General features: G+C 48.0%; 26 protein-coding genes. 16 read left to right on the top strand and 10 right to left on the bottom strand.

Annotated features, from left to right (window positions below; genetic code table 11):
• Positions 1–37: 37 nt before the first annotated feature.
• Positions 38–994 carry an imidazoleglycerol-phosphate dehydratase HisB gene (gene hisB, locus O3681_RS09740; RefSeq protein ID WP_371459849.1) on the bottom strand — a complete coding sequence of 319 codons (957 nt, stop codon included), beginning with the start codon at positions 992–994 and terminating at the stop codon, positions 38–40.
• Between the two features lie 19 nt (positions 995–1013).
• Complete coding sequence (hisC, locus tag O3681_RS09735) at positions 1014–2099, bottom strand: histidinol-phosphate transaminase (RefSeq protein WP_371459848.1); 1086 nt, start codon at positions 2097–2099, stop codon at positions 1014–1016.
• 218 nt (positions 2100–2317) lie between these two features.
• On the opposite strand from hisC, the gene O3681_RS09730 reads away from it, so the two are divergent.
• The 9 genes from O3681_RS09730 to rplS all read left to right on the top strand — a co-directional run bounded on the left by O3681_RS09730 (position 2318) and on the right by rplS (position 11225).
• Positions 2318–2674 carry a DUF2069 domain-containing protein gene (locus O3681_RS09730; RefSeq protein ID WP_049336736.1) on the top strand — a complete coding sequence of 119 codons (357 nt, stop codon included), beginning with the start codon at positions 2318–2320 and terminating at the stop codon, positions 2672–2674.
• Positions 2671–4503 (top strand): Wzy polymerase domain-containing protein, encoded by a 1833-nt coding sequence (locus O3681_RS09725; RefSeq protein WP_371459847.1) that lies wholly within the window; start codon positions 2671–2673, stop codon positions 4501–4503. Before O3681_RS09730 ends, O3681_RS09725 begins: the two co-directional genes overlap by 4 nt.
• Before the next feature lie 207 nt (positions 4504–4710).
• A complete protein-coding gene (gene misR, locus O3681_RS09720; RefSeq protein WP_371459846.1) occupies positions 4711–5388 on the top strand; it encodes a two-component system response regulator MisR in 678 nt (225 codons plus the stop codon).
• 15 nt (positions 5389–5403) lie between these two features.
• Positions 5404–6801: an ATP-binding protein gene (locus O3681_RS09715; RefSeq protein WP_371459845.1), complete on the top strand. Its 1398-nt coding sequence runs from the start codon at positions 5404–5406 to the stop codon at positions 6799–6801.
• A gap of 55 nt (positions 6802–6856) precedes the next feature.
• On the top strand, positions 6857–9247 hold the full coding sequence (locus O3681_RS09710; protein WP_107724129.1) for a bifunctional acetate--CoA ligase family protein/GNAT family N-acetyltransferase: 2391 nt from the start codon (positions 6857–6859) through the stop codon (positions 9245–9247).
• A gap of 75 nt (positions 9248–9322) precedes the next feature.
• Positions 9323–9571 (top strand): 30S ribosomal protein S16, encoded by a 249-nt coding sequence (gene rpsP / locus O3681_RS09705; RefSeq protein ID WP_003684452.1) that lies wholly within the window; start codon positions 9323–9325, stop codon positions 9569–9571.
• Between the two features lie 15 nt (positions 9572–9586).
• Complete coding sequence (gene rimM / locus O3681_RS09700) at positions 9587–10096, top strand: ribosome maturation factor RimM (protein WP_036493152.1); 510 nt, start codon at positions 9587–9589, stop codon at positions 10094–10096.
• On the top strand, positions 10096–10845 hold the full coding sequence (gene trmD / locus O3681_RS09695; protein WP_371459844.1) for a tRNA (guanosine(37)-N1)-methyltransferase TrmD: 750 nt from the start codon (positions 10096–10098) through the stop codon (positions 10843–10845). The genes rimM and trmD overlap by 1 nt, the downstream gene beginning before the upstream one ends.
• Before the next feature lie 14 nt (positions 10846–10859).
• Positions 10860–11225 (top strand): 50S ribosomal protein L19, encoded by a 366-nt coding sequence (gene rplS / locus O3681_RS09690; RefSeq protein ID WP_003679470.1) that lies wholly within the window; start codon positions 10860–10862, stop codon positions 11223–11225.
• 212 nt (positions 11226–11437) lie between these two features.
• Here rplS and O3681_RS09685 read toward each other — a convergent pair whose 3' ends face one another.
• Positions 11438–12847 carry a PepSY-associated TM helix domain-containing protein gene (locus tag O3681_RS09685; RefSeq protein ID WP_371459843.1) on the bottom strand — a complete coding sequence of 470 codons (1410 nt, stop codon included), beginning with the start codon at positions 12845–12847 and terminating at the stop codon, positions 11438–11440.
• 345 nt (positions 12848–13192) lie between these two features.
• Between O3681_RS09685 and greA the strand changes: the two genes are divergently transcribed.
• Positions 13193–13669, top strand: a complete 477-nt coding sequence (gene greA, locus O3681_RS09680; RefSeq protein ID WP_101755904.1) for a transcription elongation factor GreA — start codon at positions 13193–13195, stop codon at positions 13667–13669.
• A 98-nt stretch (positions 13670–13767) separates the two neighbouring features.
• On the top strand, positions 13768–14196 hold the full coding sequence (locus O3681_RS09675) for a DUF4149 domain-containing protein (RefSeq protein ID WP_371459842.1): 429 nt from the start codon (positions 13768–13770) through the stop codon (positions 14194–14196).
• A 134-nt stretch (positions 14197–14330) separates the two neighbouring features.
• Here the strand turns inward: O3681_RS09675 and O3681_RS09670 are convergent, their stop codons facing one another.
• Positions 14331–15092 carry an OmpA family protein gene (locus O3681_RS09670; protein ID WP_371459841.1) on the bottom strand — a complete coding sequence of 254 codons (762 nt, stop codon included), beginning with the start codon at positions 15090–15092 and terminating at the stop codon, positions 14331–14333.
• A gap of 442 nt (positions 15093–15534) precedes the next feature.
• Between O3681_RS09670 and O3681_RS09665 the strand changes: the two genes are divergently transcribed.
• On the top strand, positions 15535–16485 hold the full coding sequence (locus O3681_RS09665; RefSeq protein ID WP_150537329.1) for a CysB family HTH-type transcriptional regulator: 951 nt from the start codon (positions 15535–15537) through the stop codon (positions 16483–16485).
• An 86-nt stretch (positions 16486–16571) separates the two neighbouring features.
• On the opposite strand, the gene fnr is transcribed toward O3681_RS09665, so the two are convergent.
• Positions 16572–17306 (bottom strand): fumarate/nitrate reduction transcriptional regulator Fnr, encoded by a 735-nt coding sequence (fnr, locus tag O3681_RS09660; protein WP_039862092.1) that lies wholly within the window; start codon positions 17304–17306, stop codon positions 16572–16574.
• A gap of 161 nt (positions 17307–17467) precedes the next feature.
• On the opposite strand from fnr, the gene hemN reads away from it, so the two are divergent.
• The 4 genes from hemN (at position 17468) to O3681_RS09640 (ending at position 20974) form a co-directional block, all read left to right on the top strand.
• Complete coding sequence (hemN, locus tag O3681_RS09655) at positions 17468–18889, top strand: oxygen-independent coproporphyrinogen III oxidase (protein WP_371459840.1); 1422 nt, start codon at positions 17468–17470, stop codon at positions 18887–18889.
• Between the two features lie 131 nt (positions 18890–19020).
• Positions 19021–19353, top strand: a complete 333-nt coding sequence (locus tag O3681_RS09650; RefSeq protein WP_070646679.1) for a hypothetical protein — start codon at positions 19021–19023, stop codon at positions 19351–19353.
• A 350-nt stretch (positions 19354–19703) separates the two neighbouring features.
• Positions 19704–19949 carry a DUF1289 domain-containing protein gene (locus O3681_RS09645; protein WP_101755901.1) on the top strand — a complete coding sequence of 82 codons (246 nt, stop codon included), beginning with the start codon at positions 19704–19706 and terminating at the stop codon, positions 19947–19949.
• 38 nt (positions 19950–19987) lie between these two features.
• A complete protein-coding gene (locus tag O3681_RS09640; RefSeq protein WP_371459839.1) occupies positions 19988–20974 on the top strand; it encodes a TraB/GumN family protein in 987 nt (328 codons plus the stop codon).
• Between the two features lie 96 nt (positions 20975–21070).
• Here the strand turns inward: O3681_RS09640 and O3681_RS09635 are convergent, their stop codons facing one another.
• The 5 genes from O3681_RS09635 to O3681_RS09615 form a co-directional block, all read right to left on the bottom strand.
• On the bottom strand, positions 21071–22066 hold the full coding sequence (locus O3681_RS09635) for an ornithine carbamoyltransferase (RefSeq protein WP_371459838.1): 996 nt from the start codon (positions 22064–22066) through the stop codon (positions 21071–21073).
• Positions 22067–22200: 134 nt separating this feature from the next.
• The gene (locus O3681_RS09630; RefSeq protein ID WP_107724122.1) at positions 22201–22956 is read right to left on the bottom strand and encodes a methylated-DNA--[protein]-cysteine S-methyltransferase; all 756 of its coding nucleotides are present in this window, start codon (positions 22954–22956) and stop codon (positions 22201–22203) included.
• Between the two features lie 98 nt (positions 22957–23054).
• Positions 23055–24188: a succinyl-diaminopimelate desuccinylase gene (dapE, locus tag O3681_RS09625; protein WP_371459837.1), complete on the bottom strand. Its 1134-nt coding sequence runs from the start codon at positions 24186–24188 to the stop codon at positions 23055–23057.
• Between the two features lie 112 nt (positions 24189–24300).
• Positions 24301–24921: a glucose-6-phosphate 1-dehydrogenase family protein gene (locus O3681_RS09620; protein WP_107724120.1), complete on the bottom strand. Its 621-nt coding sequence runs from the start codon at positions 24919–24921 to the stop codon at positions 24301–24303.
• 34 nt (positions 24922–24955) lie between these two features.
• Positions 24956–25465, bottom strand: coding sequence for a hemerythrin domain-containing protein (locus O3681_RS09615; protein ID WP_101755895.1), 510 nt, complete (start codon positions 25463–25465; stop codon positions 24956–24958).
• Positions 25466–25476 lie beyond the last annotated feature (11 nt).

The raw sequence follows: 25476 nt of genomic DNA, 5'->3' as shown, positions 1-25476 counted from the left end.
ATCGGTTTCAGACGGCCTTTATTATTCATACGATACCTTATTCTTCAGATGTAGCTTCCGCTTCTTCTTGAACAGATTCTTCACTCAGCGTGCCTTTGGTAGAAGGCGTTTGACCAATCATACGCGAATCGTATTCGACCGCCATACGCAATGCGCGGCCGAAGGCTTTGAAAACAGTCTCGGCTTGATGGTGCGCATTACGGCCGCTCAAGTTATCGATGTGCAAGGTCATCATGCTGTGGTTCACAAGACCATGGAAAAATTCTTCAAACAAATCAACATCAAAACGGCCGATCAGGGCGCGGGTAAAATCGATGTTGTACACCAAACCAGGGCGGCCGGAAAGGTCGATGACTACACGGCTCAACGCTTCATCCAGCGGAACATAGGCATGGCCATAGCGGGTAATGCCGGCTTTATTGCCAAGCGCTTGTTTCAGGGCCTGACCCAATACGATACCGATGTCTTCAACCGTGTGGTGATCATCAATGTGCAAATCGCCTTTGCAGGTAATATCCAAGTCAATCAAACCATGACGCGCCACTTGGGCAAGCATGTGTTCAAGGAAAGGAACGCCGGTATCCAAGCGGTATTTACCGGTACCGTCAAGATTGAGGCTGACGGTAATTTGGGTTTCGCTGGTATTGCGGGTAACGGTAACAAAACGGCCTTCGGTTGAAACACCAGTTTCTGCTGCTTCGACAGTTTGTTTTTCCAAACGCGCCGCTTCAACCGCTGCTACTTTTTCTTGATCTTTGCTGTGATCCCGGTTCAGCCAGCCTTTGCGTTTGTGCATACCGGATTCCAACTTCGCAGCCAGGCTCGGACGAATGCCGCGTGCAGACTCATCGCCTGCTTGTTGTTCCAAACGGCGCTTGAGCTGAGACAAAGAGGCGGAGTTTTCATAACCGCATGCGCGTGCAAGCTTGGTTAATGAGCCGGCTTCTTCAACCAGTAACAGAAAATTGGTCAAATGCAATTGAGCTTTATTCATAATGATAGTTTCCTTGAAATCAAAGATTGGGGTAAAGGTTTTTAATAACGGCCAAGACGGCATCATTTTGCTCTGCCGAGCCTATGGTTATGCGGACACACTGATCCAAAAGCGGATGGCTGCCATGCAGTTTTTTAATCAGTATGCGGTTTTGCTTCAATGTTTCAAACAGCTCGTTCGCATCAGAAACACGAACGGTAATAAAGTTGGCTTCGCTTGGAAAAACTTCCAAACGGTTTAATTTCAACAATTCATTCATCACGCGCGAACGCTCGTTTTTTAATGCATCAATGTTTTGCTGAATGATTTGATGATGTTTCAATGAGAATTTTGCCGCTGCCAAGCTTAATTGATTCATATTATAAGGCGGAAGAATTTTAGCCAGTTCACCCATAATGCTTGGACTTGCCGCCGCATACCCCATCCGCAAGCCGGCAAAGCCGATTTTACTGATGGTGCGCATTACGACCAGATTTTCAACTTCGCCCGCCCACGGAAGGAAGCTGTCATGATGAAACGCACCATATGCCTCATCGACAACCACAATGCCGGTAGCCGCACGAATAACCGCCTCTACTTCTTCTCGTTTAAAGCACACGCCGGTAGGATTATTGGGATAGGCAATAAAAATTAATGACGGCTGATGTTGCTCAATCGCAGACAAAACGGCAGGAAGATTTAAAGAGAAATCCGGATTTAAGGGAACACCGACATATTCCATGCCATAAAGCGCGGCATTATGACGATACATAACGAAACTTGGCTCAATACCCAATACACGCGCATTTGGTTTGGCAACCAGCATAGTCAAAAACTGGATAAGCTCGTCTGAGCCGTTGCCCAATACGATTTCCGCTTTATCGGGAATACCGAAAACTTCCCTCAATTCTTCATAAATACCGCTCTTGGCAGTATGAGGATACAAATGAATCGGTACTTCTTTTACTATATCCGCCCATTCTGACAACAAAGATTCATATCCGGCGAAAGGATGATGCGGACACTCCATAGCGTCCAACTTAATAAAACCTTCTGGCAAATCGGCAACCTGATAGGCTGTCATTACTTTAATATCATCACGGATAACATCAGCAACGCGATTCATGGTTTTCTATCCTCCTGAGATAAAGTATTTAGAATAATAGCACAATCTTTATTAAATATATATATTAATAAGACTATAAAACAAGATAAAGTTTCATTCGTTTGAAGAAAAAACAATAAATCCTTTCTTCAGCATCTTTAAGCAATATTCTTGGCTTACCCTGCCTTTTTAGCGGTATAATTTTAAGTTTTCCAGTACGGCTTTGCGCCCTCAATATTGTGAACAATACCCGCTCCCCATTGCCTTATCTTGCAACTTCCATAAGCCTTATCCTGCTGATTCTGCTTTCCTTGTCATGGGAATTGTGGATCGCGCCATTGCGCGAAGGCGGCTCATGGCTGGCACTGAAAGCCCTGCCGCTGTGCCTGCCGTTGACCGGCATTTTGAAAAAACGCATCTACACTTATCAATACAGCTCCATGCTGATTCTGATTTACTTTGCCGAAGCCTGTATGCGCCTGGCTGACACAGCCGTCGCCAGCCGGATTTGCGCCGCCGTTTCCGTATTATTGTGCATTGCCTTTTTCCTCGGTTGCCTTGCATTTATCAAACAACAAAAACACACATCGAAATGACCTACCACACACTTTCAGACGGCCTGACTGAATCTCCAGTGAAAACCTTTTGGCCTTTATGGCTCAGTTTTCTTTGGATTTGTGTCGTCCCTTTTCTCTCACTCTACCGAGTCGGCCCACTGCCCAGCTTTTATTTGGAAGCCATCTCACTAAGCGGCTCATTGGTACTGACATTGATTAGTGCACACAAAGGCCTGCTGAATATCCGCCTTCCCGCACTGAGTATCGGCTTGTTTGCCATGGCTGCATTTTGGTCGCTCCAAGCGCGCTTCATGCATTCGACCTACCCCGGCATGAGCGATATTACTGCCTGGACCTTTGTCATTTTGGCACTGGGCGCATGGTCGGTTCGCGGCTGGGTAACGGCCTACGGACAAGAACGCGTCGTCAGCATCTTCGCTTGGTCTTTATTGATAGGGGCAACCATACAGGCCGTCATCGTCTGGCTGCAATTTAAAGGATGGTCCAATGTAGAGTGGTTGAACGGCATCATTGCCCGAAGCAGCGGTACCGTAAACGGCCAACTCGGCCAGCGCAATCATTTGGGACATTATTTAATGTGGGGCATTTTGGCGGCATCCTATTTATGGACGGCGCGCAAAATGTCCAATACAGCAGGTTTTCTGTTTGTATTGGCTTTGACCGCAACCCTCGGCCTTGTCAACTCACGCACCATCTTAGGCTATATTGCCGCCCTATTCCTGATTATGCCGTTATGGTTTTGGCGTACCCGTTTCCAACACAAACGCGCACTGTGCATTTTCCTTCTGACCGCAATCCTGGCCGCCGCTTTCCAATTCGGCATGGGCAGCCTGTTGGATTTGTTTGGCAACATCAAATACGAAACCGCTGTCGAACGCGCAGGCACCAGCGGTTTTGAAGGCTCCATGCGCCAAATCGAATGGAGCAAGGCATGGATTGCCTTTCAATCCGCACCTTGGTTCGGCCATGGCTGGAACAGCTTTGCCCAGCAAACCTTTCTGATCAACGCCCAGCAACAATATTTCCCCAACAATATCCTCGGCGTACTGTTTACCCATTCGCACAATATCGTCATGCAGTTATTGTCCGAAATGGGCATTGCCGGCACCTTGCTCGCAGCCTTAACCCTGCTTACAGCTGTGTGGCGACTGTTGGGCCGCAACCAAACACCGGCCTCGCTGTTTTTACTGACTGCAGCCGCCGTCAGCCTTTGCCACAGCATGCTTGAATATCCACTTTGGTATATCTACTTCCTCACCGTATTTAGCCTGATTCTGTCGTTAACACCCTCTTATCCGAAAGATGTTTCAGACGGCCCTGTATCTACCCGAATCAGACAATGGGCAGGCGGTATAGCTGCTTTATCGATTTTAATCGGCATGGCAAACCTCAGCTGGGAATATCAAAATCTGACCCAATATAGCCGTGTAGGGAAAACCGATGATCAGCAAACGGTTCAAAACAAAATCGACGGCTTGCAACGACTTTCCAAAGAAAGCCCCATGCTTGCCTATTACGCCGATTTGAGCTTGAGCAAACGTGCCGACCCGACCGATGCCTACATCCGTCCGTGGGCGGAAGAAGCCGCACTCAAAGCCCTGACCTACCGCCCCTACTCCAGCGCCTACCAAGTCGGCCTTTACCTCTACCGACAAGGCAAAAAAGAAGAAGGTGCGCAATGGATGCAGGCAATGCAATATTATTATCCTTATATGATGTATTTCTACGCTGACAAAATACGCAGTCACCCGGCATTCGCTCCCTTGCTGCCCAAACTTTTGTCCGATTGCAAAGACTTCATCAACGCACCGAAACACCAAACCGCCCAATCATGCGACAAACCCTGAACAAAACACGCCCAATTGTCAGTTTGTCCTTACAGGCCGTCTGAAAATGTAAAGAGCGACAAGTTTCTATGCAAAAAAGCGCAAAAGCACAGAAAATTACGCTATCAACAAAAGCAGATTGCATGTTAAGATTGAATACAACTCTGTTTTAATCGCCGCACCGCCTATTTAGTGCCACGGCGCATACAATCACGAAAAGGAAATTCCATGAGTCGCGTATTACTCGTAGATGACGATGCCCTCTTGACCGAATTGCTGACCGAATACCTGACTGCCGAAGGCCTCAACGTTCATAGCGTTCCCGACGGCGAAGCCGGCGTTCAAGAAATTCTGACCGGACAATACGATGTCGTCGTATTAGACTCCATGATGCCTAAAATGAACGGTTTGGACGTACTGAAAAACGTACGTACCCAAAGCACCGTGCCCATCATCATGCTGACCGCGAAAGGCGACGACATCGACCGCATTATCGGTCTGGAAATGGGTTCGGACGATTACGTACCGAAACCATGCACACCGCGCGAACTCTTGGCGCGTATCAACGCCATCTTGCGCCGTGCGCAACACAGCAACGAACAAAACAACGCGCCTAACAGCATTTCTGTCAGCGACGTTGTCCTGTACCCTGCCAAACGCCAAGCCAGCATCAAAGACACTCCGCTCGAGTTGACCAGCACCGAATTCAACCTGCTCGAAGTTTTGATGCGCCACGCCGGACAAGTTGTCAGCAAGGAAACTCTGTCTATCGAGGCACTCGACCGCAAACTGGCTAAATTTGACCGCAGCATCGACGTACACATCTCCAGCATCCGCCACAAATTGGGCGATGCTTCCCTGATTCAAACTGTACGCGGCTTAGGCTACCTGTTTGTTAAAAACTAAAGATTAAACAGATCAATGAAACTGTTTCAACGCATCTTCGCCACATTTTGCGCAGTCATCGTCTGCGCAATCTTTGTGGCGAGTTTTTCATTTTGGCTGGTACAAAACACCCTTGCCGAAAACCAATTTAACCAACGCCGCACCATCGAAACCACATTGATGAGCAGCATCATCTCCGCGTTTAACTCGCGCGGAGACAGCGGTGCGCGCGAAATTCTTTCCGAATGGAAAAACAATCCGGTTTCCAATGCCGTCTATGTGATTACCGGCGACGATAAAAAAGATATTTTAGGCCGAAACATCGACAGCCTCTCCATTGAACGCGCCCGCATCTTTGCCATCAACAATCCCGAATCCGATTTAGCCCACATCGAATACGACCGTTTCGGCGAAGAATACCTCTTCTTCATTAAAGGCTGGGACAACCATCAAGCCCAACGCCTGCCCAGCCCGCTTTTCATTCCCGGCCTGCCGCTCTCACCGATTTGGCACGAATTTATCATTCTGTCTTTCATCATCATCGTCGGCCTCTTGATGGCATATATCCTTGCCAACAACATCACCAAGCCCATTAAAATTCTTGGCGGCGGTATGGACAGGGTAGCCAACGGCGAACTCGAAACCCGCATTTCCCAGCAAGTTGACGACCGTGACGACGAATTGTCCCACCTTGCCGTACAGTTCGACAAAATGGCCGAAAAATTGGAAAAACTTGTGGCCAAAGAGCGTCATTTGCTCCACCACGTTTCTCATGAAATGCGTTCGCCGCTGGCGCGCATGCAGGCAATTGTCGGCCTGATTCAATCTCAGCCGCAAAAACAAGAGCAATACCTCAAGCGGCTTGAAGGCGAATTGGTGCGCATGGATACTTTGGTAGGTGAATTATTGACCCTCTCCCGCCTAGAGACTTCCAATATTCCTTTGGAAAAAGAAAACCTCAAACTCGTTCCTTTCCTAACCAACTTGATTGAGGACAACCAAAGTATTGCCCACCAAAACAATCAAAGCGTTACCCTGAGCATTGACCCTAAAATCCCTGAAAATGCCGTAATCAGTGCCAACGAAGGCTATTTATACCGCGCCTTCGACAACGTTATCCGCAATGCCATCAACTACAGTCCGGAAGGCAGTACCATTCAGGCCCATATCGGACAAGACAACAAACACTGGATTATCGATGTTACCGACAACGGCCCGGGTGTCGATGAAATGCAGCTTCCGCATATTTTCACTGCCTTTTATCGCGCCGACTCCAGCGCGCACAAGCCCGGTACAGGTTTAGGGCTTGCCTTGACGCAGCACATTATGGAACAGCACTGCGGTAAAATCATTGCTGAAAATGTCAAACCCAACGGCCTGAGGATGCGTTTTATTCTTCCCAAAAAGAAAGCCGGAGACAAAAAAGAAGTCTAAAAATAAGGCCGTCTGAAACTTTTCAGACGGCCAAAAACACAAATAAGGAACCATCATGAGTGCAACCGTCCAAACCGGCTACTTCTTCATGCCTGAACACATCATCCTCGTCGGCGCCAGCGAACGTCCGCACAGCCTTGGTGAACGCATTTTCAGCCACCTGCTCGGTTCCTCATATCAAGGCAAAATCACCCCCGTCAATCTTCGACACAGCAGTGTCGCTGGTATTCCCTCCTACTCCAGCCTCAGCAAAATCCCGGGCCAAGCCGATTTGGTTGTTGCCGTTATCCCGCCCGACCATTACGACTCGCTGTTCAAAGCCTGCCGTAAAAAAGACCTGCGCCACATTATCCTGATTCAAGATTGGGAAAACCTGCCACCCGAATCCTGTAAAAATGCCCGTTCCATCATTCAAAAATATCACGGCGACGAATTGAATATCACCGTATGCAACAGCGCAGGCATCCAACTCCCCTCGCTCAACCTCAACATCGGCACCCAAGCCGACTATCCGGCCGGCCATATCGCGTTACTGACCGGCCACAGCACCGTCAGCCGCAACATCAACCACCTGCTGAACACGCTGCACCAAGGCGTATCACGCCACATCAGCCTCAACTATGACCTAAGCCCCACTACATCCGCCGACTGGCTCAACCGCTTCGGCCACAACCGCCATACCAAAGTTGCCGTGATCCACTATAATCCGACCGAAAACCAACGCGAGCTGTTCAGTGCCATCCGACACTTTACACGCCACACTCCGCTTATCCTGTTGTCCACACACTACACCGACTACACAGACAAAGCCATCCTGCGCAGCCTCAGCCGCCATTGCAATTTCCAACCGGTATTCAATACCGCCGAGCTGGAAGCAGCCCTAAAAGCCCACCTTTCCGGCATTCCCGTCATTACCAATCCCACCATTCTGTCCGACACGCCGATAGAATGGCTGCGCACTACCGCCAATGCCTGCGAATTGACCCTCGACCTCCCAACCGATGTACCATCCATCCGACAAGGCTGCATTGGCAGCAACCCCACGCCTGCACGCATCCACCGCTTGGCACTCGAACAATTACAAAATCCGCATACTCAAGCCCTGCTCGGCATTATTTCGCCAGATACTCCGGATGCGTACAGCATTCATCAAACTCTGGATAATTTGGCACAAAAAACCAGCAAGCCCATTCTCATCAGCTATCGTTTTTCAGACGGCCTGACTCGGTTTAACACGCCGGAAGAAGCCTTGCTGACACTTTATTTCCGCAATCAAACAGCCTATTTGCAACAAGTACAAAATACCCCTGCGCCAGCCAAAACAGGCCGTCTGAAAACACCCAAAAGCAAAAGTATCGATAAATCCATTGCTTCCGGCCAAACCGAACTGATAGCGGAAGCCCTATACCTGCCTCCGTACCAAACCCAAAAACACAATGCCGTCCAGTTCCGGTTCAGCCGCCATGCCATTTACGGCAACATTCTTTCCGCCCATTACAACGGCAAAACCGAAGTCGCATTACCTCCATTTACCACACTCGATATCCAGCGTTTAAGCCAATTTGCAGAACTCGACAACACTTCCGTTCTCAATCAATTCCTGCATTCCCTAAACACGCTTATCCACAACAACCAGCATATCGGCGACATCATCCTCAACTACAACGGCAGCCAATACAGCAGCACCATCATTCCCGAAATTGTGGAAAAACCAGCCGCGCCGACAACCAAAATCCCCAAAAAAGCCGTCCAAACCTTAGAACAGGCCGCCGCTAAAATGCAAAGTGCCGCCGCCTACCTCCAACAAAAAAATCCGGTCGCAGCCGAATTCCTACGCAACACTGGCGAAGCCGCTTCCGAACTGCTGCACCCTAAAACCGAAACGCCCGAAATACAAAACGTACTCGCACCCTACCCGAGCCAAACCGATACCTTTACCCTGCCCGACGGCAACACACTGCACATCCGCGCACTAGAACCTGAAGATGCCGAAGCCAAACAAAAATTTGTCCGCCAATTACCCGCGGCCGACCGCTATACGCGCTTCATGACCCATACCAACGAGTTGCCACTGCCCACGCTCGCACGGCTGACCCGCCCCGATTTCCATACCGAATGCGCATGGGCCGCCTTCGCTTCAGACGGCCGTATCGTCGCAGTCAGCCGTTACAGCCGCATCAATCGCAATGAGTGCGAGTTCGGCATTACATTGGCTGCCGAAGCCCGCAAAACCGGCTTGGCCGGCAAAATGATGAGCCTCATTATCCAAACTGCCACACAACAAGGTTATCAAACCATGAATGCGGAAATCCTCAAAGAAAACACACCGATGCTCAAACTCGCTGAAAAATCAGGATTTACCGTTACCCCGTCGGAAACCGACCGCGGACTGTATCAAGCAAGCCTCGATTTGAACGCATGGCAAAACAGCAACAAAAACAAATAAAAACTTGCATAACCCGTGTGAAATATCCTAAAATTAGCGGTTTCTATATACCCGCATTTTTCAAAAGGACTCAAAATGGTAGTTATCCGTTTGGCTCGCGGCGGCTCAAAACACCGCCCTTTCTTCAACGTAGTCGTAACTGACTCTCGCAACCGTCGTGACGGCCGCTTCATCGAGCGCGTAGGTTTCTACAACCCCGTTGCCAACGAAAAACAAGAACGCGTACGTTTCGACGCTGACCGCATCAATCACTGGGTCGCTCAAGGCGCGAAAGTTAGCGATGCAGTTGCCAAACTGATTAAAGAGCAAAAAATCGCTGCTTAATCAGCTGAAACGACCATGACAGACACTCAAAAACGGGTAGCCATGGGCTACATCAAAGGCGTATTCGGCATTAAAGGCTGGCTTAAAATTGCCGCCAATACCGAATACACCGACAGCCTGCTGGACTACCCAGAGTGGCAGTTGTGCAAGGATGGCAAAACCCTGAATGTCACGCTTGAAACAGGTAAAATTGTCAATGGCGAACTTCAGGTCAAATTTGAAGGTATAGACGATCGCGATCAAGCATTTGCCTTGCGCGGCTATACCATCGAAATTCCCAGAGAGTCATTCGCCCCTACTGAGGAAGACGAATACTACTGGGCAGATTTAGTCGGCATGACCGTCATCAATAAAGAAAACATTGTCCTCGGCAAAGTCAGCAACCTGATGGAAACCGGTGCAAACGATGTTTTGATGATTAAAGGCGAACACGGACAAATTCTGATTCCCTTTGTCTCCAACTATATCGAATCTGTCGATACCGACAGCAAAACCATTATTGCCGACTGGGGTTTGGACTACTGATGCTGATTCAAGCCATCACCATTTTCCCAGAGATGTTCGACAGTATTGTCGAATACGGCGTTACAGGCAGAGCAAGAAAACAAAATCTTTGGCAGTTTCAAGCCATCAATCCCCGAAAATTTGCCGAGAACAAACTTGGCTATATCGATGATCGCCCTTTCGGAGGTGGTCCGGGAATGATTATGATGGCGCCGCCACTTCAAGCGGCAATTGAAGAAGCCAAAGCAAACTCGCAAAAACCTGCCAAAGTAATTTATCTCAGTCCGCAAGGTCAGCCGCTGACACATAAAAAGGCCGCAGAACTTGCCGAACTGCCCCATCTTATTCTTCTATGCGGACGCTATGAAGGCATAGATGAAAGACTGCTGCAAAGCAGTGTGGACGAAGAAATCAGCATTGGCGACTTTGTTGTCTCGGGCGGTGAATTACCCGCCATGATGTTGATGGATGCCGTCTTAAGATTGGTTCCGGGCGTATTGGGCGATATACAGTCAGCCGAACAAGACTCGTTTTCAGACGGCCTTTTAGACTGCCCTCATTACACCAAACCCGTAGAATTCCAAGGCATGATGGTTCCTGATGTCTTACGCTCAGGGAATCATGGCTTGATTGCCGAGTGGCGATTGAAACAATCGCTGCGACGCACTTTAGAGCGCCGACCTGATTTATTGGAAAAGCGCAGTTTAATCCCAAAGGAATCCCGCCTCTTAAAAGAGATCTTGCAAGAGCAACAGGAAATCCAATCATAACTTAGGAAAAACAAATGAACTTGATTCAACAATTAGAGCAAGAAGAAATCGCTCGCTTGAACAAAGAAATCCCTGAATTCGCTCCAGGCGACACCGTTGTCGTATCTGTACGCGTGGTTGAGGGTTCTCGCAGCCGTCTGCAAGCATACGAAGGTGTTGTTATCGCTCGCCGCAACCGTGGCCTGAACAGCAACTTCATCGTTCGCAAAATCTCTAGCGGCGAAGGTGTAGAACGTACTTTCCAACTGTACTCTCCTACCGTAGAAAAAATCGAAGTTAAACGCCGTGGTGACGTACGTCGCGCTAAACTGTACTACTTGCGTGGCCTGACCGGTAAAGCAGCTCGCATTAAAGAAAAATTGCCTGCTCGCAAAGGTTAATAGCCTTCATCAAAAACCCACTTCAATGAAGTGGGTTTTTTGTTTTTATACAAGAACTCCTTGTCTTTCTTACACAATCCTGTAAGCCAATCACAATTCCCATCTCACGCATAAACTTAAACAGAATCATAATTCCCCCTGCTTCTTTTAACCTTTATAACAAAGGCCGTCTGAAACAAAAGATTCAGACGGCCTTTAATCACATCGGGCGGTTATTTAAACCATCTTGCCAATGCTGGGATACGCGACAACAACATTGTATCCAAAATCCAAATGACAGCGATTGCGGCAATGGCCGTTGGGAAAATCACAGCCAAAATCAAAAGTGGCACAGCCATTGCCCACCATACCGGCAATTTGATTTTCTGTGCAGGAGGAACCAAACCACGTGCTTCTGAAGGACGGCGTTTCCACCACATCACACAACCGCTGACACAGATAAAGATAATCGCCAGACAGAACAAGACATTTGCCAATACGCTCCACCAGCCCAGTGTACCCATATGCAAAGCAATGCTTGCCGCCATGAATTTACCAAACCAGTTGTAATCATCGAAATGAATATCAGCCAGGATTTTGCCACTGTATTGATCAATGTGTACCGTACGATCCGCAGTCGGACTAATCATATCGTAGCTCATTGAGTCTTGCGACAGCGTCCATACGCCTGTTTTACCTTTAGGCAGGTTCAACTGATAGCGGCCTTTAAAGCCAATTTCACGCGCAAAGCGGTCAACCGTCTCCAACGTCATCGGCTCACTCGGATTAATGCCGTTTTCGCCCATTGTCGTACCGGAAACCGGCATAGGCGTCAGCTCCAAAATCCACGGTACTTCTTTAGATTTACCGTCATTCAGCACATCACCATGGGTTGGTACGGAAGATACCGGATTAGGCTCCACGCCCCATTTACCCGCAGGAAATTGGCTCCACGCCTGAACCACTTTACCGCCCCAAATACCTGCCCAAGCAATACCTGACAGACAGAACAGCAATAAAATCAAAGAAACCCAAGAGCCAAATGCACCGTGCAGGTTGCGCCACCAAGAACGACCTTTGCCTGCTTTAGGCAAAAAAACAGCCTTCAGACTACGCTGTTTTATCCACCACAAATAAATACCGGTCACAATCATGATGATGGTTAGCGACGCAGCGGTTTCCAACAGGTAGTCCCCTGTCTCCCCAATCATAATATCGCCGTGGATTTCATCCATCGTGTGATACCAGCCTTGACCGCGTGGCATCGTATTCACGACTTTTGCCGTATAGGGATCAACGGCAACCATAGTGGCTTTATCGTCATTGTTTACGCGGAATACGGCAACCATATCATCTGCGCGCGGCGCAATATACTGCACTACAGAAGCAGTTTCCGGATTCACAAACTGTCTGGCAGCTTCAGCCTGAGCCGACAAAGGCTGAACCACTGCCTGCGGCGTAACATGTATGCGTTCGCCTTCTTTACCGGTGATATTGGCAAATAGCAGCATTCCCAACCCTGTAACAGCCAGCAGGGTTAAAAACGGCGCAACCAAAAGCCCGGCATAAAAATGCCATCGCCAAACAGTCAAATAACGGCGGTTAGCCTGTTGTTCATTTTGGGAAGTTGGTTTTGTTTCCATATATTCTCTTTATATAATTAGATAAGACTAATCCTTAAGGATTATTAGCGAACATTTTAATCAAAACCATTCATTTAAGAAACCGTTTTTCCCATGCAGCTTTGAAATACTTCAATATTTAGTTTTCAGGTCGTCTGAAAAAACAAAATAGAACAGAAAACAACACTTTACTGAAAATCCGTTTTAATCATTGCGGTTTCGGCAGAATTTGGTAGAATACAGGCATTACTTATTTATTCATCAAGCCGCCAAGCTTTGGCGGCTTGTATTTTTATTTCCAATCCGGCTACCGCGCGTGGCCGGATAAAATTTTAAAAGCATCATCATGCTTTCATGGAGAACTCAATGCAAAAAATCCCTTTGACCGTTCGTGGTGCAGAATTGTTGAAACAAGAACTTCAACACCTCAAAAGCGTAGCACGTCCAGAAGTCATTGAAGCCATCGCCGAAGCACGTTCGCACGGCGACTTGTCTGAAAACGCAGAATACGAAGCCGCCAAAGAGCGTCAAGGCTTTATCGAAGGCCGCATCGCCGAGTTGGAACACAAACTCTCTATGGCGCACATCATCAACCCTGCCGAAATCCACGCCGAAGGCAAAATCGTATTCGGCACAACTGTGACACTGGAAGATTTGGAAACTGAAGAACAAGTTACCTACCAAATCGTCGGTGAAGATGAAGCAGACATCAAAGAACGCAAAATCTACGTTGGCTCCCCCATTGCCCGCGCCCTAATCGGCAAAGAAGAAGGCGATATTGCAGAAGTTCAAGCACCCGGTGGCGTGCGTGAATATGACATCATTGCCGTGCAATATATTTAAATAAACAAAAGGCCGTCTGAAAACATTTTCAGACGGCCTTTTGCTGTACCTAAAAACACCATAATTAAAGAAAATAAAATCTTCCCAGGAGAAGCATAATGAATCTACTATACAAAATTATCCACACCGCTGCCGCCATGTGGCTTGGTATGCAGCTGACAGCAGGCTATGTTACCGCCCCTATCCTGTTTCGCCTCCTGCCCAAAATACAGGCGGGAGAAATTGCCGGCATTTTGTTTGCCATTACAGCACTATGTGGCTTAGTTATTTTTGGTGCAGCCTATGCCTTTTTCAGAAAACAGCTGGCCTCACTTTCTTGGTGGATATTGGTGCTTTGGCTACTCTTAGCCTGCAACCATCTTTTGGTTACACCGGTTATCGAGGCACACAAGTACGGTCTGGATAACTGGCTACTGTCCCTAGTAGGTGGAACATTCGGCGTTTGGCACGGCTTATCCAATATCATCTTTTTGATTTGTACAATACTGGCAGCCATCTGCGTATGGAAATGGCCCAAGTCAAACTAATCTGTCTTAATAAAAGGCCGTCTGAAAATAAATCTTTCAGACGGCCTTTTATTTTGAATCATGAATTTCCTGATTATTCAAATATAAGCCATAAAAAATGCCCTGCATATTGCAGGGCATTTTTCACAAACCGATTAAGGTTTAGCGTAACCGTGAACGCCATTGTAAGGAGCTGGGATCCAACCTTCATCAGTAGCAGGCAATTCGCCTTGACCTTCGATAGTTTGGCCTGGAGCAACTTGACGAGTAACAACGCTGCGGATTTTAACGTCAACGCGGCGGTCAGGCTCGATACAAGCGATAAGAGCAGCACGTTTCTTAGCTTTAGAAACTTTTTTGCCCAGTTTAGCAACTTCAGCTTCACAAGTAGCAGTCATTTGAGCTTGAGATTCGCCCAGACCTACTACAGAGATTTTGCTAGAAGCAACGCCACGGCCTACCAAGTAGTTAGCCACTACGTTAGCACGACGCTCAGACAGAGCTTGGTTGTATTGCTCAGAACCCATGAAGTCAGTGTGACCTTCAACACGTACAGTTTGTACGCTTTCGTTGCTCAGGCGTTGAGCCAAAGCGTTCAGGTTTTCTTGAGCTTCAGGACGCAGGTTGTCTTTGTCGAAGCCGAACAGAGTTTTAGAAGACAGGGAAACAGTTTCATCAACATACTCAGGAGCTTGTTGTACAGGAGCAACTGCTTCGCGGTCACCACATTCAACACGGCCTTGGGTAGCTTTGTCGAAGTAGGTGTCTTTCCAGCATTCGCCGTAGTTGTTACGGACGATTTCTTGAGATTGGCTGCTTACGACGTAGCCGTGTTTGGTGTGCGCTTCACTTGCCATTGCAGTGCCTGAAGCAACCAATGCAACGAACAATGCGCTTAATTTCAGCTGTTTGGTCATTTTATTCCCTCATCAAATTGTTATGCGGCGGACTAGGAAAGCAACCGCTGCAAAGTACCAATATACAGGCCGCAGTATCAAAACAGCGGCAAATCGGATATATCAGGTTGCACTATAAAGAAGCGCAAGGCAAACTGTCAATACTCGATGCCTTCAAACAATTATGAAGTGCCTGCTTCCTAGTAGTTAATCATGCCGAAAAATCAATCTTGTGTCATTAATTTAGGGCAAAATCAGCCAATTCACCCGCCCCAAGTTGTACAAAAACAACAAAACTTCATCCCCCTTTCATTCACAGATTTCCTGTTTTCATATCATTAAAAGATATTTTCATTAAAAACAAGCGTTTTCAAAACTCAGGGCAAAACCGGGCAAAATATGTTAAATTACAGACCGTTTGTCGCACAAAATCCACAATAACAACGTATCCGATACTGCTACCATGAAACTGCAACAATTACGTTACGCCCTTGAAGTTTACCGGCACAATCTGAATGTCTCCGAGGCTGCCGATGCGCTTTTTACATCCCAACCCGGCATTTCCAAACAAATCCGCCTGCTTGAAGAAGAATTGGGTATCCAAATTTTTATCCGCAGCGGCAAGCGTGTGGTTTCCGTTTCGCAACCGGGCAAAGCCGTATTAGAGATTTCGGAACGAATTTTACGTGATGTACAAAACATTAAAAATATCGGCAGCGAGTTTACCGATCACGACAGCGGCTCGCTGACCATCGCGACAACGCATACCCAGGCGCGTTATGCCTTGCCCACAATCGTTGCGGAATTTGTCAAAAACTACCCTAAAGTCAATTTGACCATCAAACAAGGCAGCCCTTCTGCCATTGCGCAAATGGTCAGCAGCGGCGAAGCGGATTTGGCAATTATTACTGAACGTATTGACGATCATCCCGAGTTGGGCAAACTGCCCTGCTATGAATGGAACCATGCCGTCATTGTTCCGCACGACCACCCTCTTTTGGACTGCCGCAATCCTTTAAGCCTTGAAGATTTGGCTTCTTTTCCGCTGGTTACTTACGAATTTGCTTTTAATTCCGGCAGCAGCATTGCGCGTACATTTAATAAAGCGCATATTGAGCAACCTGATGTTGCCTTATCGGCTGCCGATACGGATGTATTGAAGACGTATGTTCGCTTAGGCTTGGGTGTTGGTTTGATGGCCAAAATGGCGTACGATCCCGCGGTCGATCAAGATTTACAGCTGATTGATGCGGCGCACTTATTTGAACCGTCGCCCACTTGGATAGCCTTACGCTCGGATACTTACCTGCGCGGTTATACCTATGATTTTATACAGATGTTTGCACCGAAACTGACCCGTGAAGCAGTTGACCGCATTCTGTACACGCCGGTTGTTGAAGATTTTTCAATTTAACATCTAACTATAACTTGCGTAACTTAACAATTATTCTTTAATTCTTGTTAAAAAGGCCGTCTGAAATATTTCAGACGGCCTAAGATTCAGATAGCGTGCGAACAACCAGAAACCATTTTCTTCAAGGTTGTCGCATCTAAGATTTTGATGTGCTTGTGTTCAACAGAAATCAAGCCTTCATGATGGAATTTAGACAAGGTGCGGCTGACTGTTTCCAGTTTCAGCCCCAAATAGCTGCCGATTTCCTCACGCGACATCCGCAAGATAAAATCATTAGCGGCAAAGCCTCGTGAATAGAGACGCTGGGATAGGTTGAGCAAGAATGCCGCCAATCGCTCTTCAGCGCGCATATTGCCCAAAAGCAGCATAACGCCCTGATCTCGGACAATTTCGCGGCTCATCAAGCGGAAAAAGTGAGAACGAAGACTGGGAATATCCTGTCCAAGTTCTTCAATATGTGTAAACGGAAGCTCGCATACTTCGCTGTCTTCCAAAGCCACAGCATCACAGCTGTGAATATGGGAACAAATCCCATCCATACCGATCAGCTCGCCCGACATAAAAAAGCCGGTTACCTGATCTCGTCCATCTTGGCTGGCGACTGTTGTCTTAAAGAAGCCTGCACGGATGGCAAACAAAGAGGTAAACGGCTCGCCGGCACGGAACAGGTATTCACCTTTTTTCAGACGGCGGCTTTGACGAATAACCGCATCTAATTGTGAAAATTCGTTAGGCATTAGTCCGACAGGCAAACACAGTTCTCGTAAAGAACATGTGGAACACAAGGTTTTCATTTGATGTGTTGCATTGTGTGTAGCCATAACGCACCTTTAATTTGCTTAATTTTCTCAACCCCTGATGAAGCCGAATAACTATTGACCCAAGTCAAAGTTGGCATATCATTATCAGGCATTCTACCAAACTATCGAAATTTTGACTAAAATTTTCCCTAATTTCCTTACTTTATACTACAAGCCCAACCATGAAAATCATCCCCATCTCAAATAACACCAACACAAACAATGAATTACCGGAATTTGACCGTGAATTGATTGCCAGTTTGCCATCAAGCGGTCCTCGCTATACCTCCTATCCGACCGCCGACCGCTTCCATGAAGGCTTTAAAGAAGCCGAATATATCCAAGCTTTAAACCTGCGCAACATGGGCGCGCTCAACAAACCCCTTTCGCTCTACATCCACATCCCCTTCTGCAATACCATCTGCTACTACTGCGGCTGCAACAAAATTATTACCAAAGACAAAAGCCGTGCCGATGCCTATATCCAGTATCTGGAAAAAGAAATGGAATTGCTGGCACCGCATTTAGGCGGACGACACCAGCTTGCGCAACTCCACTTCGGCGGCGGCACGCCCACATTCCTAAGCGACGACCAACTCGAACGCGTCTTCGAAATGATCCGCAAATACTTCCAGCTGATTCCCAACGGCGAATACTCCATCGAAATCGACCCGCGCAAAGTCAGCCGCGAAACCGTCCTCAAACTGGGCAAACTCGGTTTCAACCGCATGAGTGTCGGTATTCAAGACTTTGACCCTAAAGTGCAGGAAGCCGTCAACCGCATTCAAAGTTATGAAGAAACCAAAGAAGTGATTGATGCCGCGCGTGAAGCCGGGTTTAAATCGGTCAGCGTCGATTTGATTTACGGCCTGCCGCACCAAAACACCGAAAGCATCAAAACCACCATCGACACGGTCTTGTCCCTCGACCCCGACCGCCTCGCCCTCTACCACTACGCCCACCTGCCACATATCTTCAAACCGCAACGCCGTATCGACACCAATGTCGTCCCCGGCAGCGAAGAAAAACTCGATATGCTGCAATATTGCGTTCAAACCCTGACCGAGCGCGGCTACGTTTTCATCGGTATGGACCACTTTGCCAAACCTGATGATGAACTCTCCATCGCCCTCAAAGAAGGCTTCCTGCAACGCAACTTCCAAGGCTACTCGACCTATGCCGACTGCGACTTGGTGGCGATCGGCGTCTCCTCTATCGGCAAAATCGGCAGCACCTACTCCCAAAACGAGCGCGACATCGATGCCTATTACGCCGCACTCGATGCCGGACATCTACCGATTATGCGCGGCTACCAGCTTAATCAAGACGACATTCTGCGCCGCAACATCATTCAGGATTTGATGTGCCGCTTCTCGCTTGATTATCAAATTTACGAAAGCGTGTTCGGCATTCCGTTTAGCCGCTATTTTGTAGCGGAACTGGAAGATATGAAACAACTGGAAACCCTCGGTCTGGTCCGCCTCAAACCGCACGGTCTGACCGTTACACCGAAGGGCCGTTTCTTGATCCGCAACATCGCCATGGTGTTCGACTACCATTTGCGCCATAAAGAAACCAAAGCCAAATACTCGCAAACCGTATAAACAGGAATGGAAAAGGTCGTCTAAAAATTTTCAGACGACCTTTGTTTTTATTTTCAATACTTTCGGGTAACATAAAACCATATTTTCCGCTTTATCAGAATTCAAAGTTAATTTGTATAGGCGCGTATCCTATGGTTACCGAACAGCAAAACGATATCCTCAGCATCAATCAAGTACAGCTTCTCCTTGCTGAAAAACGCACGGCACTTGCTATCATGCGTACAGGTATTGCCGTTTTCGCACTCCCTTTGTCTATTTTCAGTGCGCTGATTGCGACATCGAAATGGTATGAGGCCGTTGATGTTTGGCCTTTGCTCGTACTGGTCAGTCTGATGAACATCAGTTTGATTTTTTTCTCGGTCTATCTGATTACCCGCTCGCTCCGTAGAATGCACCAATACGACCGAATGATTGCCGATATCAAATACAACAACCAGTCTTTGCGTAAACTGATTAAGTCATAAAGTGCAAATAGTTGGAGCTGGGCATAAGGTCGTCTGAAAATCAAAATATAGAGGAACTCTAGATTTGTATTAAAACATGATTCTGCCAAACATACCGTAATTGATCTTGGAGACCTTACTGTACACTTTGCTCCCCCATTTGGAATCGATACGATACCATTGCAGTACAAGATATAATCTGCAATATATTTATGGTTTCTCTTAGGTTTTTTATGCCTAGAACTTATTGAAATGATCAACTCAATTGGATATTAGGAACCCTGCTGGATACACCGATCGTGTTTAGACAAATACGAATGCAGTCTGCAATTTTGGTTTATCCGGTCTCAGGTCTCGAACGCTTTTAAAATATGGAACAACCCGATTTTTTCCCCATCCCCAGTCCCTGTATAGGTGTCTGCGAAGCCAATGCCAAAGGTTATTGCAAAGGCTGCCTGCGCAGCCGGGAAGAGCGCCTGTACTGGCTCCAGATGACCGACAGCCAAAAGCATCAAGTCATGCACCTTCTATCCCTCAGGAAAGCCAAAATCCGCAACCGCAAAACAGAAAAGCCCGACACGGGCGAACATCCGGTTCAAAACCTGCTCGATTTCTAAATTGCCCTTGCCTACCGCACACCACAATAAGGAAAAACATGAAAAAACTGCTTGCCTGCCTGCTGATACCATTTACCGCCCTCGCCTTGGGCACCTGCAAACCCGCCGCGACCTCACCCGAAAGCAAACCTGCCGAACTTAACTGGCAGCAGCCTAAACTGACCAGCAATGTCTGGAAAATCAGCAAAGAAGGCCAACCCGATTCCTACCTGCTCGGCACCATCCACATGGGGCAAACCAATCAAACCTTATCTTCCGATGCAGTCAAACTATTGCAATCTGCCGACCAACTGACGACAGAAGTTGATGCATTGCCGGACAGCAGTCCGGAAACAAAAAAAATGTATCAAAAATACTTCAAAGAAGTCATGAGTACCGAACCGCTCAGCCGCAAGCTTGGCAAAACAGATTTCCGTCTTTTACAAGAAATCTATTCACAAAATGAAGAAAGCCGACACATTGCCAAAATTGCCGACAAACTCCACCCGTGGGCAGCATTGGTTTTTGCCGGCAGCGCATTTCCCCAAGGATATAGCGCAGAAACCGGTGCAGATATGTTGCTGACCAACGCAGCAGTCAATATCAACAAACCGCGTGGTTCATTAGAAAGCTTGGACGATGTTACCGCGATCTTCAAAGCACAGCCTGAAGAGACCATGCTCAACTTTCTGAAAGCCAGCATTAAAACCAATAAAGAAGAAACCGAAGATATCAAAAAACTCCATCAAGCCTATTCAGACGGCCGCTTTGAAGAACTCATTCCACTTTTGGAAGAAACCGAACAGCGCACCCTCAAACGTGTTGATGCTAAATATGCCAAAAACATGTCCGATTGGCTGAAAAACGACCTCCTGATCCGCCGCAACTTGGCATGGCTACCTGAAATCCGCAAGCAATCGGCCAAACAAAGCACCCTCTTTGCTGTCGGCATTGCCCATTTACCCAGCGAAAAAGGCTTAATCGAACTGCTACGTAAAGAAGGCTATCAAGTAACGCCCGAACCCAAAGTTCTGATTTGGCAATAAACCCAATCAAACAACAAGGCCGTCTGAAAGTCTTTCTTTCAGACGGCCTTTATTTAATCTCTATTAAATGAAGCTGTAAGCAATGTTGAGACAAAATCAATCGCCCAATGCCGCTACCATCACCGCTTTAATCGTGTGCATCCGGTTTTCTGCCTGATCAAACACAATGCTGGCTTCGCTTTCAAAGACTTCTTCCGTTACCTCCACACCATTCAGGCCGAATGTCTCATAAATCCATTCGCCGACTTTGGTTTCGCGATTATGGAAAGCAGGCAGGCAATGCATAAACTTGACTTGCGGATTTTCAGCCGCGGCCATTAATTCGGGCGTAACTCGGTAATCTTTCAGCAAATCGATACGTTCCTGCCATGCCTCTTTAGGCTCACCCATGCTGACCCACACATCGGTATGGATAAAATCCACGCCTTTCACGGCTTCTTTCACATTCTCCGTCAACAGAATCCGTCCACCGGTCTCTTTGGCAACAGCCTGCACCGTCTCGATAATGTTTTCAGACGGCCACAAACTTTTCGGCGCACCGATACGCACGTCCATGCCCAGTTTCGCAGCCAACACCAGCAACGAATTGGCCATGTTGTAACGCGCATCGCCGACATAGGCAAACGCAATTTGGTTCAAAGGCTTATTGCTATGCTCGCGCATCGTCAGCGCATCAGCGAGCATTTGAGTCGGGTGGAACTCATTGGTCAAACCGTTGAACACAGGCACGCCTGCATATTTGGCCAGTTCTTCCACCACATCCTGTCCAAAGCCGCGATATTCGATACCGTCAAACATCCGCCCCAAAACACGCGCCGTATCCTTAATGCTTTCCTTATGCCCGATTTGGCTGGCAGACGGCTCCAGATAAGTTACCCCTGCACCTTGATCACGTGCGGCCACTTCAAACGCGCAACGGGTGCGGGTTGATGTTTTCTCGAAAATCAGAGCAATGTTTTTCCCCTTCATCCGCTGCACTTCGCGCCCTGCTTTTTTAGCAGCCTTCAATTCGGCTGCAAGGTCGAGATAGGTGGTAATTTCTTCCGGCGTAAAATCCAAAAGTTTTAAAAAATGGCGGTTTTTCAGGCTCATGTCTTATTTCTCTTTTTCTAGCGTGGGCATTGCCCAACATTTTTCTCCATGCAGATTTTTCCGGGCTTCCCCGACCTTCTGCTACTCAATTTTTCAGCGTGCGAAGCCTGCCCCTAATGCAGCCTCTTATCCTCTCAAAACAAGGCCGTCTGAACCTCGCCTCGCTCCAAGGCAAGCAACGATTGTTTGCGGTTCAAACCGCCTGCGTAGCCGGTCAGCTTACCGTCGCTACCGATAACGCGGTGGCAGGGAATCAAGATAGACACCTTGTTCTGCCCGTTTGCAGCGGCAACGGCACGAATGGCTTTAGGATTACCCAACTGTTGCGCCTGCTCCTTGTAGCTGCGCGTTTCGCCGTAAGGAATGGTCAGCAGTGCATTCCATACCTGCTGCTGAAAGGCTGTACCTATCGTTTCCAAAGGTGTCGCAAAAACTTTCAGACGGCCTTGGAAGTATAAATCCAATTCTTGGCGTAAAAGTTGCGTTTGCTCATTTTCTTGAAAAATAAACTGCCCACGCAAAGCTTTTTGGACAGCCATGATTTCCTGTTCCATATGTTTCTGCCCGACAAATTCCAGCAGACACAAACCCTTACTGCCGAACACCGCCAACATCTCGCCCAACGACGTGGCAACCGCGGCCGCAGTCAGTTCGTTCGGACTATCAGGATAACGCGTTTCCAACAGACGGATGGCTCGGCGGATACGGACATATTCTTCGGGCGTGCAGCCGATACGGTCAATAAAATCCTGCTCGAACTGCTTGGCTTCGTGTTCCGTCAAACATTCATACATCAGGGTTTCGAGGTCGGTGGGAAAATAGGTTTCCAGTCGCTCGCGGATTTCATTCCACTTTAATGGAAGCTCGTTTAAAGAAGGCAGAGTAATCATATTTTGCCTTGTTCAATTATCGATAACTTAAGAGAAAACCGAAAGAGCAAAAGAATCGTATCGCCCTATCGTTTTTCAAAGCCTATGGTACGGCCTTTTCACTTCAACAGGCGTTTCAATATACCTTCATACACCGCCGACAACTTCGGAATATCGTCCAGCCGCACGTTTTCATTGATTTGGTGGATGGTCGCGTTAGACGGGCCTAACTCGATGAGTTCTTTGGCAATGGCTTTGATGAAGCGTCCGTCCGAAGTGCCGCCGGTGGTGGACAATTCGGCCTCAACACCACAAATCTCGGCAATGGCTTCGCGTGCCACGTCGGTCAGTTTTCCTGCCTGAGTTAAAAACGGCTGACCTGAGCAAGACCACTGCAAATCGTATTGCACGCCGTGCTTGTCCAAAATGGCGTGGACGCGTTGTTTCAGCTCTTCTTCGGTGGACTCGGTAGAGAAACGGAAATTGAATTTGACGTTCAGCTCGCCCGGAATGACGTTGGTCGCGCCTGTGCCGCCGTTGATATTGGAAATCTGGAAACTGGTCGGCGGGAAGTATTCGTTGCTTTCGTCCCAGACTTCCTGCGTTAACTCTAACAAGGCCGGTGCAAAAGTATGGACGGGATTGATTGCCAAATGCGGATAGGCAATATGGCCTTGCTTGCCTTTGACAGTCAGATTGCCCGACAGCGAGCCGCGCCGGCCGTTTTTAATCATATCGCCCAATTTGTCCACGGCGGTCGGTTCGCCGACGATGCAGTAGTCGATAAGCTCGTCGCGCGCTTTCAACACATCGACGACTTTGGTCGTGCCGTCCAGCGCGTCGCCCTCTTCGTCGGAAGTAATCAGAAGCGCAATGCTGCCTTGATGATCGGGATATTCGGCAACGAAGCGTTCGCAGACGGTAACGAAACAGGCGATGCTGGTTTTCATATCCGCCGCGCCGCGCCCGTATAATCTTCCGTCGCGCTCGGTCGGCTCGAACGGGGGCGAATCCCATTTTTCAACAGGGCCTGTCGGTACAACGTCGGTATGCCCTGCAAAACAGACGACGGGGGCTTTCGTGCCGCGTCGAAACCAGATGTTTTTGGTGTCGCCGAAATGGAGTTCTTCAGCCGCAAAACCGATTTTGTGCAGGCGTTCGGCAAGCAGTTTTTGGCAATCCCGGTCGTCGGGGGTAACGGATGGGCGGGAAATCAGCTCTTTGGCAAGCTCTAGGGATTGAGTTTCGGTCATATTTGTTCACTTTGAGAAACAGACCGTCTGAAACGTTCTGAATATAATTTTCAGACGGCCTTGAGTTTATTTGAAGATACTGAATAGGCAGTCTGCCTTTCGGTATTCTGAGTTATTTTCCATGGCAAGCTTCATAAAGCGGCAGTAATTCTTCCACTGTTTCCGCTATCCATTTCGCAACATCCTGCTTGCCCAAATCATTGCGTTCGATGTGCTTCCCGATACAGAAGAAATCTTTGTCGTCTCGAAGCTTTCTATCGCCGTCGCTTTGTTGGGCGACGGTGCGGTAGTCGTCATATTCGCTTTCCGCACCGTGCCACATATCGAATGAAGCGTATTTTTCAGTGTCAAAATTATCCAGCCAGCGGTTGTAATCAGGCAGCGCAATGGGGGAGACATCGGCTTTATAGCAATGCCAGTCCAAGCTGACGCTCAAACGGCGGCGGTTGAGCAAAATCGATAAAATCGCTGCGGAATTTTTATATTGTTCGTATTTAAAATAGGCAAAAAAATGAGCGCGTACCTGCCAGCCGTTACACCAGCGTTCGATATGCGGCGGCGCAAACGGTGCACCCAATTCGGCGGCAACCTGCTGGATTAGCTGCTGCCATACCTGCCAGTTTTCTTTATAGTCTGCCTTGATTTGCGGAATGCTTTCAGGCTGGTATTTTTTAAGCTGGGAAAACTGGAAAAAAGGGATATTGAACAAATCGCAACTTTTTGGGGTCAGCATAGTGTATTCCTTAAGACGATTGTTTCAGACGACCTTATTTGCGGCGACGTGCGGCCATAATTTCACCGATTTCGGTCAGTTTTTCTTTGGGGATAAAGGTTTTGCCCATATCAAACAGCGGCTCTTCAATCGCCAGATGAACATCATATCCCGCGACAAAGCGTTTGAACGTTTCCGCATCGGGGACATAGGCGTTGTCCGCTTCAAGCTTGGCAAATTCAGCCGCTACGCCGTCCCAGTTGTTGTGCAGACTGATATGTTGGCGCAAAAGCTCGTCAACGCTTTCTTGAGCTTGCGGCGCATATTGCAATAGAAGCGGGAAGAAATTTTCCTCTTCGTCTTCATGGTGCAACGGCGCGGCAACATTAAAATATTGGGCAATCTGGCGGATGGTTTGCAAAACGATTTGATTGCAGCCGTTTTCGGCAATATAGTCCGACAACATGGCAACCTGGCTGCAGAAACGGCGCACTTTGCCATGACAGGCGTACAGCATTTCAATGGGTTCGGCAAAAGTAACGCTTTTGGTTTCAAACGGATTCATGGTTTTGAGGT

This window comes from Neisseria sp. 27098_8_158 (genome assembly GCF_041433145.1).
GTDB lineage: Bacteria > Pseudomonadota > Gammaproteobacteria > Burkholderiales > Neisseriaceae > Neisseria > Neisseria subflava_E.
This window is presented reverse-complemented; position numbering and strand designations above follow the sequence as displayed.

Bases quoted from the DNA above. Each gene is read 5' to 3' on its own strand.
- hisB (WP_371459849.1), bottom strand. From the start codon at position 994: ATGAATAAAGCTCAATTGCATTTGACCAATTTTCTGTTACTGGTTGAA.
- hisC (WP_371459848.1), bottom strand. From the start codon at position 2,099: ATGAATCGCGTTGCTGATGTTATCCGTGATGATATTAAAGTAATGACA.
- O3681_RS09725 (WP_371459847.1), top strand. From the start codon at position 2,671: ATGACCTACCACACACTTTCAGACGGCCTGACTGAATCTCCAGTGAAA.
- misR (WP_371459846.1), top strand. From the start codon at position 4,711: ATGAGTCGCGTATTACTCGTAGATGACGATGCCCTCTTGACCGAATTG.
- O3681_RS09715 (WP_371459845.1), top strand. From the start codon at position 5,404: ATGAAACTGTTTCAACGCATCTTCGCCACATTTTGCGCAGTCATCGTC.
- O3681_RS09710 (WP_107724129.1), top strand. From the start codon at position 6,857: ATGAGTGCAACCGTCCAAACCGGCTACTTCTTCATGCCTGAACACATC.
- rpsP (WP_003684452.1), top strand. From the start codon at position 9,323: ATGGTAGTTATCCGTTTGGCTCGCGGCGGCTCAAAACACCGCCCTTTC.
- rimM (WP_036493152.1), top strand. From the start codon at position 9,587: ATGACAGACACTCAAAAACGGGTAGCCATGGGCTACATCAAAGGCGTA.
- trmD (WP_371459844.1), top strand. From the start codon at position 10,096: ATGCTGATTCAAGCCATCACCATTTTCCCAGAGATGTTCGACAGTATT.
- rplS (WP_003679470.1), top strand. From the start codon at position 10,860: ATGAACTTGATTCAACAATTAGAGCAAGAAGAAATCGCTCGCTTGAAC.
- O3681_RS09685 (WP_371459843.1), bottom strand. From the start codon at position 12,847: ATGGAAACAAAACCAACTTCCCAAAATGAACAACAGGCTAACCGCCGT.
- greA (WP_101755904.1), top strand. From the start codon at position 13,193: ATGCAAAAAATCCCTTTGACCGTTCGTGGTGCAGAATTGTTGAAACAA.
- O3681_RS09675 (WP_371459842.1), top strand. From the start codon at position 13,768: ATGAATCTACTATACAAAATTATCCACACCGCTGCCGCCATGTGGCTT.
- O3681_RS09670 (WP_371459841.1), bottom strand. From the start codon at position 15,092: ATGACCAAACAGCTGAAATTAAGCGCATTGTTCGTTGCATTGGTTGCT.
- O3681_RS09665 (WP_150537329.1), top strand. From the start codon at position 15,535: ATGAAACTGCAACAATTACGTTACGCCCTTGAAGTTTACCGGCACAAT.
- fnr (WP_039862092.1), bottom strand. From the start codon at position 17,306: ATGGCTACACACAATGCAACACATCAAATGAAAACCTTGTGTTCCACA.
- hemN (WP_371459840.1), top strand. From the start codon at position 17,468: ATGAAAATCATCCCCATCTCAAATAACACCAACACAAACAATGAATTA.
- O3681_RS09650 (WP_070646679.1), top strand. From the start codon at position 19,021: ATGGTTACCGAACAGCAAAACGATATCCTCAGCATCAATCAAGTACAG.
- O3681_RS09645 (WP_101755901.1), top strand. From the start codon at position 19,704: ATGGAACAACCCGATTTTTTCCCCATCCCCAGTCCCTGTATAGGTGTC.
- O3681_RS09640 (WP_371459839.1), top strand. From the start codon at position 19,988: ATGAAAAAACTGCTTGCCTGCCTGCTGATACCATTTACCGCCCTCGCC.
- O3681_RS09635 (WP_371459838.1), bottom strand. From the start codon at position 22,066: ATGAGCCTGAAAAACCGCCATTTTTTAAAACTTTTGGATTTTACGCCG.
- O3681_RS09630 (WP_107724122.1), bottom strand. From the start codon at position 22,956: ATGATTACTCTGCCTTCTTTAAACGAGCTTCCATTAAAGTGGAATGAA.
- dapE (WP_371459837.1), bottom strand. From the start codon at position 24,188: ATGACCGAAACTCAATCCCTAGAGCTTGCCAAAGAGCTGATTTCCCGC.
- O3681_RS09620 (WP_107724120.1), bottom strand. From the start codon at position 24,921: ATGCTGACCCCAAAAAGTTGCGATTTGTTCAATATCCCTTTTTTCCAG.
- O3681_RS09615 (WP_101755895.1), bottom strand. From the start codon at position 25,465: ATGAATCCGTTTGAAACCAAAAGCGTTACTTTTGCCGAACCCATTGAA.